Here is a 12456-nt window from a genome sequence, read left to right as displayed (position 1 = left end):
CGGGTATGGTCGCCGCGTTCGGCTGCCCGCGGCAGGCGGCTCGGTCCGCGCCCGGCACGGCGGCATTCGGGGGGATTCGGGGGCGTGTGATGGCGGAGATCGAGGCGACGCGCGCGATGCCGGCCGACAGCATGATCGTGTTCGGGGTCGCGTCCGACGTCGATCTGATGGACCGGTGGCTGCCGCAGGGGTTGTGGGTCGGCGACGGCGGGGCGGGCACGGTCGAGGCGGGCGGCGAGCTGATCCCGGGGAGCGGCCGGCACGAAGGGCTGTTCCGCGCCCAGGAGGAGCAGCTCCGGGTGGAGTGGGGCGGCCGCGACCATCCCGACTACGCGGGCTGGTTGCAGGTGTCCGACTCCGCGGCCGGTATGAGCGAGGTGACCGTGCATCTGTCCCTGCTCGACGAGCCCGACTCCGGGGCCAGGGCCGGCGAGGTGCGCGAGCTGCTCGGCCGTTCGCTCGACCGGCTGGCCGAGGAGGTCGAGCGCCGGGTCTCCGAAGGCGGCTGACCCCGGGGCGCCCCTTGCAAGTGATCTGTTCCACCGTGCTTAAAGGGGCTCGCAAGGCATGCCGGTCAGCTTGTGGTTATGCGACGATTAATCACGATTATTTCGCCCGTACTCGCAGGTCTGATCGCCGCCGCCGGACTGTCCGGCGCCGCGCGGGCGGCCACGCCGGCCGGGCTCGACGCCTATTACGGTCAGCGCCTGGCCTGGTCGGGGTGCGGCAGCGGGTTCCAGTGCGCGAAGTTGACCGTCCCGCTGGACTATGCCAAGCCCGGCGGCCGGCAGATCAGGATCGCGATGGTACGGCTGCCCGCCACCGGCCGCAGGACCGGCTCGATCGTGCTGAACTTCGGCGGTCCCGGCGGCGCCGGCGCGACCCTGTTGAAGGCCGACAAGAACGTCATGTCCGCCGCCGTACGGCAGCACTTCGACGTGGTCAGCTTCGACCCGCGCGGCGTGGGCGCCTCGTCCCCGGTACGCTGCCTGTCCCCCCTCGGCCTGGACGCCTACTTCGCCGCCGACCCCACCCCCGACAACGCCGCCGAGATCAGGCGGGCCAAGGCCTGGACGAAGATCTTCGCCCAGGGCTGCGCGGCCAACTCCGGCAAGCAGCTCCTCGCGCACGTCGGCACCGGCGAGGTCGCCCGCGACCTGGACGTGATGCGGGCCGCCCTCGGCGACGCGCGCCTGACCTACTTCGGCTTCTCCTACGGCACCTACCTCGGCGCCCGCTACGCCGACCTGTTCCCCACCAGGATCCGGGCCATGGTGCTCGACGGCGCCGAGGACCCCGGCCAGACGCTGGCCGAGTTCGGCGCGGCGCAGGAGCGCGGGTTCCAGGTGGCGCGCGAGTCGTTCCTGCGTGACTGCTTCAGGGCCGAGGACTGCCCCTTCCCCAAGCACACCGTCGCCGCCGCGGCCAGGCGGCTGGAGGCGCTCTACCGGCGGGCCGACCGGGCGCCGCTGCGCAACGACGGCGACAGCAGGCAGGTCAACGAGGCCATCCTGCGGGCCGGCGTCAACCAGGCCATGTACGCCAAGGACAGCTGGCCCTACCTGCGCCAGGCGCTCACCCTCGCCTTCAGGGGCGACGGCACCGCGATGCTCGCCCTCGCCGACGTCAATCACGGACGCCGTCCCGACGGCAGCTACGACAACAGCACCGAGGCGCTGGCGGCCGTCAACTGCCTGGACCATCCCGAGCAGCGGTGCGCGTACTGGCCGGTCAAGGGCAAGCGCTTCACCAGGAAGGTGCGCGCCCACGGGTCGCCGCCGATCGTGGTCGTGGGCACGACGCGCGACCCGGCCACGCCGTACGAGCTGGCCAGGCGGCTGGCCGGGCAACTGGAGAACGGCGTGCTGCTGACCCACGACGGCGACGGGCACACGGCGTACAAGGCCGGTTCGTCCTGCCTCGACCGCCAGATCGACCGGTACGTGATCACGGCGCGGGCGCCGGGTCCCGGCGCCTGCGCGAAGGTCTGAGGCGCTCGCCCGGTCCCTCACCCCGCTCATGCGCGGGTGAGGGACTGGTGACGTTCGGGTCAACCCCGGACGTGCCTACGCGGCGTGGGTCACCGGGCGGGAGAGATTGGGCGGACGTAGCCGGAAATTCCCGCCCGAGGAGCCCATGGAGTCGCTGCTGATCCTGCACGCGCTCGCGGCGGTCTGCGCTCCCTGGCTGGCCGCGCGCATGGGCCGGAACTCCCTCCTGCTGCTGGCCCTGGCACCCGGCGCCGGTTTCGTGTACACGGTGTGGCTGGCGGTGCGGGGGCTGCCGGCGCGGGAGGACACCCGGTGGGCGCCCGCGCTCGGGCTGGAGCTGTCCTTCCGGGCCGACACGCTGACCGTGCTGATGATGACGCTGGTCACCGGCGTCGGCGTGCTGGTCCTGGTCTACAGCGCGCGCTACCTGCCGGCCGGCGACGACGGCCTCGGCCGCTACGGCGGCGCGATGACCGCCTTCGCCGGGTCGATGCTGGGGCTGGTCACCGCCGACAACCTGTTCCTGCTGTACGTGTTCTGGGAGCTGACCACCGTCTTCTCCTACCTGCTGATCGGCTACCACCCCGAGAGCCGTGCCAGCCGGCGGGCGGCGATGAAGGCCCTCATGGTGACCACGCTGGGCGGGCTGGCGATGCTGGCCGGGTTCGTGCTGGTCGGGCAGGCGGCGGGCACGTTCCAGATCTCGGCGGTCATCGCCCGGCCGCCGCAGCCGGGGCCGCTGGCCGCCGGGCTCGTGCTGGTCCTGACCGGGGCGCTGGCGAAGTCGGCGATCTTCCCCTTCAGCACGTGGTTGCCGGCCGCGATGGCGGCGCCGACGCCGGTCTCGGCGTACCTGCACGCGGCGGCCATGGTCAAGGCCGGGGTGTACCTGGTGGCCAGGCTCGGCCCGGCGTTCGGGGACGTGCCGCTGTGGCGGGCGGTCGCGGTGCCGCTCGGGGTGCTGACCATGTTGCTGGGCGGCTGGCGGGCGCTGCGCGAGACGGACCTGAAACGGCTGCTGGCCTACGGCACGGTCAGCCAGCTCGGCTTCCTGATCACCTTGTTCGGCTCGGGGAACGGCGGCGCGGCCCTGGCCGGGACCGGCATGCTGGCCGCGCACGCGCTGTTCAAGGCCGCGATGTTCCTCGTCGTGGGCGTCGTCGACCATTCGGCGGGCACGCGCGATCTGCGGGAGCTGAGCGGGGTCGGCCGGTCGATGCCGTGGGTGTGCGCGGTCGCGGTGCTGGCGGGGGCGTCGATGGCGGGGTTGCCGCCGTTCGCCGGGTTCGCCGGGAAGGAGGCGGCGCTGGAGGCGCTGATGGGCGAGCCGCTCGTGCTGGCGGGGGTGGTGGCGGGGTCGGCGCTGACGGCGGCGTACACGCTGCGGTTCCTGTGGGGGGCCTTCGCCGCCAAACCGGGCCTGGCGGCCACGCCGACGCACCGGCCGGCGGCGGCCACGTTCGCGCCCCCCGCGCTGCTGGCGGTGCTCGGTCTCGTGCTGGCGCCCTTCGCCCCCTGGTTCGGCGGCGCGATGTCGGGCTACACCGGCACCTTCCGCGACCCCGGGCACGACACGCACCTGGCGATCTGGGCCGGGTTCTCGCCCGCGCTGCTGCTGTCGGCCGTGGCGCTGGCCGCCGGCGTGCTGCTGTTCCTGGCCAGGGAGCCGGTGGCCAGGGCGGGCGCGGCGCTGCACGTGCTGGACTCGACGCAGATCTTCTGGTCGGCGGTGCGCCGCCTGGACCGCTTCGCGATCCAGGCCACCGGCTTCGTCCAGCGCGGTTCGCTGCCCGACTACCTGCTGCTCACGCTGGCCGCCACGACCGGCGTCGGCCTGTTCGCCGTCCTCTACGGCGGCCTGCCCCGCCTGGACGTGCCCGTCGTCGCCTGGGACCGCGTGGAGCAGCCGGTCCTCGCCGTCCTGATCACCGCGGCGGCGGCGCTGGCGCTGTTCGCCCGCGCGTACATCCTGCTGGCCGTGCTGATCGGCCTCATCGGGTACGGCACCGCGCTGCTGTTCCTCGCGCACGGCTCGCCCGACCTGGCGCTGACCCAGTTCCTGGCCGAGACGCTGAGCCTGGTGGTGTTCGCCCTGGTGTTGCGGCGGCTGCCGGTGAGGCCGGTCAGGGCCCGCCTGCCGCGCCTGTTCCGGCTCGCGCTCGGGCTGGCCGTGGGGGTGGTGGTGACCGGGGCGGGCATGCTGGCCATGAGCGCGCGCAGCACGTGGGCCGTCGGGTCGCTGATGCCGGCCGCGGCGCGCGAGGCCGGGGCGCGCAACATCGTCAGCGCGATCATCCTCGACGTCCGGGCCTGGGACACGATGGGCGAGAGCACGGTGCTGGTCGTGCTGACGCTGGGCGTGACCAGCCTGGTGTTCCTGCGGCGCAGGACGTACGAGATCGAGCGGGACGACCGCGGGCGGGTCCCCGCCGAGCGTACGCGCTGGCTGGCCTCGACGCTGCCGCGCGGGCAGCGGGCGGTCGCCTTCGAGGTGGCGGCCAGGCTGACCTTCCACACGGTGCTGGTGTTGTCGGTGTTCCTGCTGTTCATCGGGCACAGCGGGGTCGGCGGCGGGTTCGCGGGCGGCATCGTGGCCGGGCTGGCGATCACCGTGCGCTACCTTGCCGGCGGCCGGTACGAGCTGGCCGCGGCGGTCCCCGTGCACGCGGGCGTGCTGATGGGCGTCGGGCTGACGATGTCGACCGCCACCGCCCTGGCCGGGCTGCTGTTCGGACGGGCGGCGCTGGAGATGTTGTCGGCCGACGTGCACGTTCCGCTGGTCGGCAGCCTGCACGTGTCCACGGGCCTGCTGTTCGACCTCGGCGTGTACGTCTCGGTGACCGGCATGGTCCAGGACGTGCTGCGCGGGCTCGGCGCCGAGCTGGACCGGCAGGTCGAGGCCGAGGAGGGCCCGTGACGATCTCCCTGGTGCCGTTCCTGTGCTGCTGCGTGCTGATCGCGACGGGCGTGACGCTGCTGCTGGAGCGGAGCCTGGTACGGGTGCTGGCCGGGGTCGTCGTGCTGGGCAACGGCGTGAACCTGCTGATCGTCACCGCCGGGGGCGACGCGGGCGGCCCGCCGATCCTGGGCGTCACGCCGGTGCGGGACATGGCCGATCCGCTGCCGCAGGCGATGGTGCTCACCGCCATCGTGATCACTTTGGGCGTGACGTCGTTCGTGCTGGCCATGGTGCACCGGACGTGGCAGCTCACCGGCAGCGACGAGGTGCAGGACGACACCGAGGACCGGCGCGTACGGCTGCGGGCCAGGCGCGGCGAGCTGAGCCACGCGCTGCGCGCCCGGCAGGACGACTACCGGCGGCTGGTCGTGGAGCAGCGGGCCGAGCTGGCCCGGCTGGAGTCCGAGCAGGCCGAGCGGGAGCGGCTGGAGGAGGCCGACCTGGAACGGCGCATCGCCCGCGTGCACACCGAGCTGGAGGGGTGGATGCGCGACGGGATGGCCGAGGGGCTGTCGGAGGAGGAACTGCAACGCGGCTTCGAGGAGGCCGCGCTGCGCAAGGAGCCCCCGGCCGGGGACAACGTGGAACGCATCGAGGAGCTGCGGCGCGAGCACACCCGGCGGCGGGCCGAGCAGGAGGACCGCGAGAAGGAGCTGCGGCAGCGGATCAGGGCCAGGCAGCGCGACGCCCGCAGGCAGATGCGCTCGGCCCTGCGCGCGGAGCGGGCCCGTCAGGCGCTCGCGCACGATCCCGAGCTGAAGGGCGACGACTAGTGGCCGGTACGGGGCGGGCGCATGGGTGACCTGGTCGAGCTGCGCGGGCTGGTGTGCGTGCCGGTGCTGCTGCCGCTGCTGGCGGCCGGGATCAAGCTGGCGATCGGCGGCCGGCTGCGGCATCTGCAGTCGGCCATCAGCGTGACCACGCTGGGGATCTCGCTGGCGGTGTCGGTGTTGCTGCTCGCGCACGCCGACGCGCACGGCCCGCTGGTGACCGAGCTGGGCGGCTGGCCCTCGCCGATCGGGATCTGCCTGGTGGCCGACCGGCTCTCGACGCTGGTGCTGGTGGTGTCGTCGGCGGTGACGCTCTGCGTGATGGTGTACTCGATCGCCAGCGCCTACGACGAGGCGGAGCACGACGCGCCGATGGCGATCTTCCATCCGGCGTTCCTGGTGATGGTGGCGGGCGTGGCGGACGCGTTCCTGGCCGGTGACCTGTTCAACCTGTTCGTGGCATTCGAGATGCTGCTGAGCGGTTCGTCCGTTTTGCTCACGTTCGGCGGGACCGAGTCCAGGATGCGGGCGGGGGCGACGTACACGCTGATGGCGCTGGCGTCCTCGATGTTGTTCCTGATCGCGCTGGCGGTCGCCTACGGAGCGACGGGCACGTTGTCGCTGGCGCAGCTCGCCGAGCGGTTCGGCACGCTGCCGGAGCCGGTCAAGCTGCTGGTCGAGCTGACGCTGCTGCTGGCGTTCGCGATCAAGGCGGCGATCTTCCCGGTGTCGGCGTGGTTGCCGGACTCCTACCCGACCGCGCCCGCCCCGGCCACGGCCGTGTTCGCCGGGCTGCTCACGAAGGTCGGCGTGTACTCGATCATCCGGCTGGAGGCGCTGCTGTTCCCCGGCGGGCCGGTCTCCACGCTGCTGATGTGGGCGGCGCTGGCCACGATGCTGGCCGGGGTGCTGGGGGCCGTGGCGCAGACCGACATCAAGCGCATGTTGTCCTTCACGCTGGTCAGCCACATCGGGTACATGGTGTTCGGGGTCGGGTTGTCGACGGTGGCGGGCCTGGCGGGAGCGGTGTTCTACATCGTCCACCACATCACCGTGCAGACGAGCCTGTTCCTGGTGACCGGGCTGATCGAGCGGCGCACCGGCACCACGTCGGTGAACCGGCTCGGCGGCCTGATGAAGACCGCGCCGGTGCTCGGGGTGCTGTTCTTCGTGCCCGCGATGAACCTGTCGGGCATCCCGCCGATGTCGGGCTTCCTGGGCAAGCTGCTGCTGGTGCAGGCCGGGCTGGCCAAGGGCGGGCCGGCGGCGCTCGTGCTGGTGGCGGGGAGCCTGCTCACGAGCCTGCTCACGCTGTACGCGATCGCCAAGACGTGGGGCAAGGCGTTCTGGCGCGAGCCCCGGGAGGACCGGCTGGGAGAGGTGATGGAGAGCGAGGAGGAGACGGGTGAGGAGCCGGTGGTGACCACGACCGCGCTGCCGCCCGTGCTGCTGGGCGCGACGGCGGCGCTGGTGGCGTTCGGGTTGTCGTTCACGGTGCTGGCCGGGCCGCTGGCGGCGCTGACGCAGCGGGTGGCCGCGGAGCTGAGCCTGCGCCAGACCTACATCACCGCGGTGCTGGGGACGCGGCGGTGAGCGAGAGGCTGCTCGCGCCGCGGCTGTTCGGCCGCCGGGTGCCGCTGCCGCTGGTGGCGTGGCTGACGCTGGTGTGGGTGACGCTGTGGGGCGAGCTGTCCGCGGGGAACGTGCTGGGCGGGCTGGCGACCGCGCTGGTGGTGACCTGGCTGCTGCCGCTGCCCGTCCTCGACCCCGGGATCAGGGTGCGTCCGCTGCCGCTGGTGCGGTTCCTGGTGTGGTTCGGCTGGGACCTGTTCCTGTCGACCGTACGGGTGGTGCAGTGGGTGGTGCGGCCCGGCGATCCGCCCACGTGGCTGGTCCGGGTACGGCTGCGCACGTCCTCGGAGTCGATGACCGTGATGATCATGGTGGCGCTGTCCACGGTGCCCGGGAGCCTGGTGGTGGAGGCGTACATGGACAGGAAAGAGCTGCTGCTGCACGTGCTCGGCATGGCCGGAGAGGGTGTCCCCGACGCGGTGCGGCGGGACGTGGCCGGGCTGGAGTCGCGGATCGTGGCCGCGTTCGGGACCCGCGCGGACCGGGAGGAGCTGCGGTGACGGCGGTGTACCTGGTGACGGTCGGGCTGCTGGGATGCGGGGCGGCGGCGGCGTTGTGGCGGGTGGGCCGCGGGCCCTCGATGCTGGACCGGGCGGTCGCCCTGGACGTGCTGACCTCGCTGGCGATGTGCGGCGTCGGGCTGTTCGCGGTGGTCACGGACGACTATTCGGACCTGCCGGTGCTTCAGGTGCTGTCGCTGCTGGGGTTCGTCGGGTCGGTGTCGCTGGCCCGGTTCTTCCCGGGGCGGTCGCGGTGAGCGGGATGGACGTCGCGGCGGCGGTCTGCCTGGTGGTGGGAGCCGTCCTCGCGCTGTCGGCGGGCGCGGGGCTGGTGCGCTTCCGTACGACGCTCGACCGCATGCACGCCGGCACCAAGCCGCAGGTGCTCGGCGTGCTGCTGGTGCTGGCCGCGATGTGGCTGCACCGGCCCACCTGGTGGAACGCCGGCCCGCTGCTGATCGTGGGGGCGTCGCAGGTGATCACCGTGTCGGTGGCGGCGTACATGGTGGGGCGGGCGGCCTACTCGCGGGACTCGCCCCGCGACGAGACCGAGTTGCCGCCGGAGGAGGAGGACTGATCGTCGGCGCGGTCGAGGGCGGGCTGGCCGAACCAGGTCCAGGCGGCCAGCGCGGCCAGGATGCCCGCGGTGACCAGGGCCAGGGTGGAGTGGAACAGGTAGTCGATCACGAGCATGGTGGCCGTGGTCATGGACACGACCAGGGCGAGCGCGCCTAACAGGCCGTAGAGGTTGGACCGACGTACCAGGGTCTCCTTGTGGCCCTGCCGGAACAGCACGCGGTGCTGCGCGGTCGGCGCGATGTAGCAGATCGACGCGATCGCGGCGCTGACCAGCGCGGCGAAGTACAACCAGCGGTCCGGCTGGTCCAGCTTGACGAACCCCGGCGAGAAGGGCACGGTCAGCAGGAACGCGAACAGCACCTGCACCCCCGTCACCGCGACGCGGGCGCCCTGGAGCAGTTCGACGAAGTTGCGGTCGGCGCGTTCCTCGTGCGACTCGCGTTTCACTCGGCCTCCTCGGTGGATGTTCTCCTCTTCCTTGGCGGAGGCCGGTCGAAACCTCGATCCCGGGAGTCAGGCGAGGATCTTGGCGGGCGTGATGGGCAGGTCGCGGACCCGCCTGCCGGTGGCATGGTGAACGGCGTTGCCGATCGCGGCGGCGGTGCCCACGATGCCGATCTCGCCGATGCCCTTGGAGCCCATCGGGTTGAGCAGGCCGTCCTGCTCGTCGATCCAGACCGCCTCGACCGCCGGGACGTCGGCGCAGGCCGGCACGTGGTACTGGGCCAGGTCGCGCCGCAGGAAACCGCCGAACTCGTCGTCGGTCAGCGTCTCCTCCATCAGCGCCATCCCCATGCCCATGGTCATCCCGCCGATGAACTGCGACCTGGCCAGCCTGGCGTCCAGGATGCGTCCGGCGGCGAACACGCCGAGCAGCCGCGAGACCCGGATCTCGCCGGTCACGGAGCTGACCCTGACCTCGGCGAACTGGGCGCCGAAGGCGTGCCGGGCCAGTTCCTCGTCCGCCCTGACCTCCTCGGCGGTGTCGGCCGTGCCCTGCCCGCCGTCGGCCCGCAGCGCCTCGCAGGCCCGTACGACGGCCGAGCCCCACGACGCCGTGCCCATGGACCCGCCGGCGACGGGCGCGTCGGGCAGGTCGCTGTCGCCGAGCTCGACATGCACCCGGTCGGGGGCGACACCGAGGCAGTCGGCCGCGATCCTGGTGAGCACGGTACGGGCGCCGGTGCCGATGTCGGCGGCGGCCACCTGGACGACGAAGTCGCCGTCCTCGTCCACGGTCACGGTGGCCCTCGAAGGACCGCGCCTGGCCGGGTAGGTGGAGGCGGCCACGCCGGTGCCGACCAGCCACTCCCCCTCGCGCCTGATGCCCGGCGCCGGGTCGCGGCGGTCCCAGTCGAAGCGCCGCGCGCCCTCGCGCAGGCAGGTGACCAGGCTGCGGGAGCTGAACGGCAGCCCGCTGTCCGGCTCGGACGTGGGCTCGTTGACGATGCGCAGTTCGACGGGGTCGATCCCGGCCGCCTCGGCCAGCTCGTCCATCGCCGACTCCAGGGCGTACATGCCGGGGCACTCGCCGGGGGCGCGCATCCAGGACGGGGTGGCGACGTCGAGGCGGACGAGCCGGTGGGCGGTGCGCAGGGCGGGCGTGGCGTACATGACGCGGCCGGGTGTGGCGGTCTGCTCGGCGAACTCGACGAGCCGGCCGCTCTGGACGTACCCCACGTGCTCGACGGCGGTGAGCCGGCCGTCGGCGTCCGCGCCGAGCCGCAGCCGCTGGATGGTGGGGGTGCGGTAGCCGGTGAGGTCGAACATCTGCTGCCGGGTGAAGGCGACCTTGACCGGGCGGCCCGCGGCCCTGGCGGCCAGGGCGGCGAGCACGGCGTTCGGCCTGGTGGTGCCCTTGGAGCCGAAGCCGCCGCCGACGTGCCTGGACACCACGCGCACCTGCTCGGGCGGCAGGCCGAAGGTCTTGGCGATGGCGTCCCGGTCGCCGCTGGTGCCCTGGGTGGAGTCGTAGACGAGCAGCCGGCCGTCCTCGGCCCACAGGGCCACCGCGGCGTGCGGCTCCATCGGGTTGTTGTGCAGGGGCGGCGTCGTGTACGTCACGTCCACGGTGGCCGCGGCGGCGGCCAGCCCGGCCTCCACGTCGCCCTTCTCGGTGTCGGGGGCCAGGTTCGGGTTGACGACCTCCGGGCGGTAGAGGCCGGGATGGTCGGCGCGCAGCCGTACGTCGTGGGTCTGCGGCTCGTAGTCGACGCGGACGGCGTCGGCGGCGGCGCGGGCCTCGTCGTAGGTCCCGGCGACGACGGCGGCCACGAGCTGGCCCCGGTAGACGACGTCCCGGGAGCCGAACAGGGCCAGCTCGGCGTCGGCGTCGCCGGTCAGGCCGGGCGGGTCGTCGACCGACAACACGGCGAGCACGCCCGGCATGGCCAGCGCCGCGCCGGCGTCCACCCGCGTCACCCGTCCCCTGGCGATCGTGGACTGCACCGGACAGCAGTAGGCGACGTCCTCGACCGGGTACTCGGCGGCGTACGTGGCCAGCCCCGTGACCTTGACGCGCCCCTCGATGCGGTTCACGGCGTGAGCTCCTCAAGCGTACGGACGATCAGGTTGCGGGCCAGCGGCAGCTTGAACGCGTTGCGCGGCAGCGGCCTGGCCTGCTCCAGCTCGGCCTCGGCGGCCCGCAGGTACGCCTCGCCGGTCGCCGGGCCGCCGATCAGCGCGCGTTCGGCCCGCTCGGCCCGCCAGGGCGCGTGGGCCACGCCGCCGAGCGCGATGCGGCACCCGGCCACCACGCCGTCCCCGCGTACGTCGAGCACGGCGGCGACGGACACCAGCGCGAACGCGAACGAGGCCCGCTCGCGGACCTTGCGGTACAGGGAGGCGCCCGGCGGCGGCGGGGGCAGCTCGACGGCGGTGATCAGCATGCCGGGGTCGAGCACGGTGTCGCGTTCTGGCTCGTCCCCGGGGAGGCGGTGCAGGCCGGGCATGGGGATGATCCGGTCCCCCGACGCGCCGGTGACGTGCACCTCGGCGTCGAGCGCGGCCAGTGCCACGGCCATGTCGGAGGGGTGGGTGGCCACGCAGGCGTCCGAGGTGCCCAGGACCGCCAGGTTGGTGTGGTCGCCCTCGATCGCGGGGCAGCCGGTGCCTGGCTCGCGTTTGTTGCACGGCCTGGTCACGTCCTGGAAGTAGGGGCAGCGGGTGCGTTGCAGCAGGTTGCCGGCCGTCGTGGCCATGTTCCTGACCTGGCCGGAGGCGCCGGTCAGCACGGCGCGGGCGAGCATCGGGTAGCGGGTGCGGACGTACGGGTCGGCCGCCAGGTCGCTGTTGCGCACGGCCGCGCCGATCCGCAGCCGGTCGCCCACGGGCTCGATCGTGTCCAGCGGCAGGCGGCTGACGTCGACGAGCCGGTCGGGACCGGCCACGCCGAGCCGCATGAGGTCGACCAGGTTGGTGCCGCCGCCCAGGTACATGGCGCCGGGGCCGAACCTGCCGACCGCGTCCGACGCGCTCCGGGCGCGGGCGTACTCGAACGGCTTCACGACGCCACCTCGCCGATCGCGGTGACGATGTTGGGGTAGGCGCCGCACCTGCACAGGTTGCCGCTCATGCGTTCCCTGATCTCCTCGGGCGTCAGGCCGGGGTCGAGGAGGAGGTCGGCGGTGACGGCGCTCGGCCCCGGCTCGCCCAGCATGCCGACGGCCGAGCAGAGCTGGCCCGGCGTGCAGTAGCCGCACTGGAAGGCGTCGTGCTCGATGAACGCGGCCTGCAGCGGATGCAGCTCCTCACCCCTGGCCAGCCCCTCGACCGTGGTGATCTCGCAACCGTCGGCCGCGACGGCCAGCGCCAGGCAGGCGTTGGCCCGGCGGCCGTCGATCAGCACCGTGCACGCGCCGCACTGGCCGTGGTCGCAGCCCTTCTTGGAGCCGGTCAGGCCGAGCCGCTCACGCAGCAGGTCGAGCAGGGAGATCCTGGGGTCGACGGCCAGGGTGTGCGGCACGCCGTTCACCTGCAGGGTGATGTCCATAGGCGCTCGCCTACCCGGCTCCCCCGGGGGACAA

General features: G+C 73.2%; 12 protein-coding genes. 8 read left to right on the top strand and 4 right to left on the bottom strand.

Translation table 11 applies throughout. The annotated features are described in order from the left end of the window. The first annotated feature begins 89 nt into the window (after nt 1–89). The 8 genes from IEZ27_RS00465 to IEZ27_RS00430 all read left to right on the top strand — a co-directional run bounded on the left by IEZ27_RS00465 (nt 90) and on the right by IEZ27_RS00430 (nt 8429). Nucleotides 90–509 carry an SRPBCC family protein gene (locus IEZ27_RS00465; protein WP_189645357.1) on the top strand — a complete coding sequence of 140 codons (420 nt, stop codon included), beginning with the start codon at nt 90–92 and terminating at the stop codon, nt 507–509. A 78-nt stretch (nt 510–587) separates the two neighbouring features. Continuing rightward, nucleotides 588–1991: an alpha/beta hydrolase gene (locus tag IEZ27_RS00460; RefSeq protein WP_229823001.1), complete on the top strand. Its 1404-nt coding sequence runs from the start codon at nt 588–590 to the stop codon at nt 1989–1991. 145 nt (nt 1992–2136) lie between these two features. Then, the gene (locus IEZ27_RS00455) at nt 2137–4908 is read left to right on the top strand and encodes a Na+/H+ antiporter subunit A (RefSeq protein ID WP_189645356.1); all 2772 of its coding nucleotides are present in this window, start codon (nt 2137–2139) and stop codon (nt 4906–4908) included. After that, entirely contained in the window at nt 4905–5723 is an 819-nt protein-coding gene (locus IEZ27_RS00450; RefSeq protein ID WP_189645355.1) for a Na(+)/H(+) antiporter subunit C, read from the top strand. Before IEZ27_RS00455 ends, IEZ27_RS00450 begins: the two co-directional genes overlap by 4 nt. Nucleotides 5724–5744: 21 nt before the next feature. After that, nucleotides 5745–7313, top strand: coding sequence for a Na+/H+ antiporter subunit D (locus tag IEZ27_RS00445; protein WP_189645354.1), 1569 nt, complete (start codon nt 5745–5747; stop codon nt 7311–7313). Beyond that, nucleotides 7310–7852 carry a Na+/H+ antiporter subunit E gene (locus IEZ27_RS00440; RefSeq protein WP_189645353.1) on the top strand — a complete coding sequence of 181 codons (543 nt, stop codon included), beginning with the start codon at nt 7310–7312 and terminating at the stop codon, nt 7850–7852. The genes IEZ27_RS00445 and IEZ27_RS00440 overlap by 4 nt, the downstream gene beginning before the upstream one ends. Then, nucleotides 7849–8109 carry a monovalent cation/H+ antiporter complex subunit F gene (locus IEZ27_RS00435; RefSeq protein ID WP_185845316.1) on the top strand — a complete coding sequence of 87 codons (261 nt, stop codon included), beginning with the start codon at nt 7849–7851 and terminating at the stop codon, nt 8107–8109. The genes IEZ27_RS00440 and IEZ27_RS00435 overlap by 4 nt, the downstream gene beginning before the upstream one ends. A gap of 5 nt (nt 8110–8114) precedes the next feature. Continuing rightward, complete coding sequence (locus IEZ27_RS00430) at nt 8115–8429, top strand: cation:proton antiporter (protein ID WP_125649231.1); 315 nt, start codon at nt 8115–8117, stop codon at nt 8427–8429. Here IEZ27_RS00430 and IEZ27_RS00425 read toward each other — a convergent pair. From IEZ27_RS00425 to IEZ27_RS00410, 4 genes are all read right to left on the bottom strand, one after another. Beyond that, nucleotides 8372–8878, bottom strand: a complete 507-nt coding sequence (locus IEZ27_RS00425) for a DUF6328 family protein (RefSeq protein ID WP_189645352.1) — start codon at nt 8876–8878, stop codon at nt 8372–8374. The genes IEZ27_RS00430 and IEZ27_RS00425 overlap by 58 nt on opposite strands. Nucleotides 8879–8944: 66 nt before the next feature. Continuing rightward, nucleotides 8945–10969, bottom strand: coding sequence for a xanthine dehydrogenase family protein molybdopterin-binding subunit (locus tag IEZ27_RS00420; RefSeq protein WP_189645351.1), 2025 nt, complete (start codon nt 10967–10969; stop codon nt 8945–8947). After that, nucleotides 10966–11937, bottom strand: a complete 972-nt coding sequence (locus IEZ27_RS00415) for an FAD binding domain-containing protein (RefSeq protein ID WP_189645350.1) — start codon at nt 11935–11937, stop codon at nt 10966–10968. Before IEZ27_RS00415 ends, IEZ27_RS00420 begins: the two co-directional genes overlap by 4 nt. After that, nucleotides 11934–12422: a (2Fe-2S)-binding protein gene (locus tag IEZ27_RS00410; protein ID WP_229823000.1), complete on the bottom strand. Its 489-nt coding sequence runs from the start codon at nt 12420–12422 to the stop codon at nt 11934–11936. Before IEZ27_RS00410 ends, IEZ27_RS00415 begins: the two co-directional genes overlap by 4 nt. Nucleotides 12423–12456 lie beyond the last annotated feature (34 nt).

This window comes from Nonomuraea spiralis (assembly GCF_014648435.1).
Lineage (GTDB): Bacteria > Actinomycetota > Actinomycetes > Streptosporangiales > Streptosporangiaceae > Nonomuraea > Nonomuraea spiralis.
This window is presented reverse-complemented; position numbering and strand designations above follow the sequence as displayed.

What these genes read in the sequence shown, in the direction of transcription:
- IEZ27_RS00465 (WP_189645357.1), top strand. Translation starts at nt 90, where the DNA reads ATGGCGGAGATCGAGGCGACGCGCGCGATGCCGGCCGACAGCATGATC.
- IEZ27_RS00460 (WP_229823001.1), top strand. Translation starts at nt 588, where the DNA reads ATGCGACGATTAATCACGATTATTTCGCCCGTACTCGCAGGTCTGATC.
- IEZ27_RS00455 (WP_189645356.1), top strand. Translation starts at nt 2,137, where the DNA reads ATGGAGTCGCTGCTGATCCTGCACGCGCTCGCGGCGGTCTGCGCTCCC.
- IEZ27_RS00445 (WP_189645354.1), top strand. Translation starts at nt 5,745, where the DNA reads ATGGGTGACCTGGTCGAGCTGCGCGGGCTGGTGTGCGTGCCGGTGCTG.
- IEZ27_RS00430 (WP_125649231.1), top strand. Translation starts at nt 8,115, where the DNA reads ATGGACGTCGCGGCGGCGGTCTGCCTGGTGGTGGGAGCCGTCCTCGCG.
- IEZ27_RS00410 (WP_229823000.1), bottom strand. Translation starts at nt 12,422, where the DNA reads ATGGACATCACCCTGCAGGTGAACGGCGTGCCGCACACCCTGGCCGTC.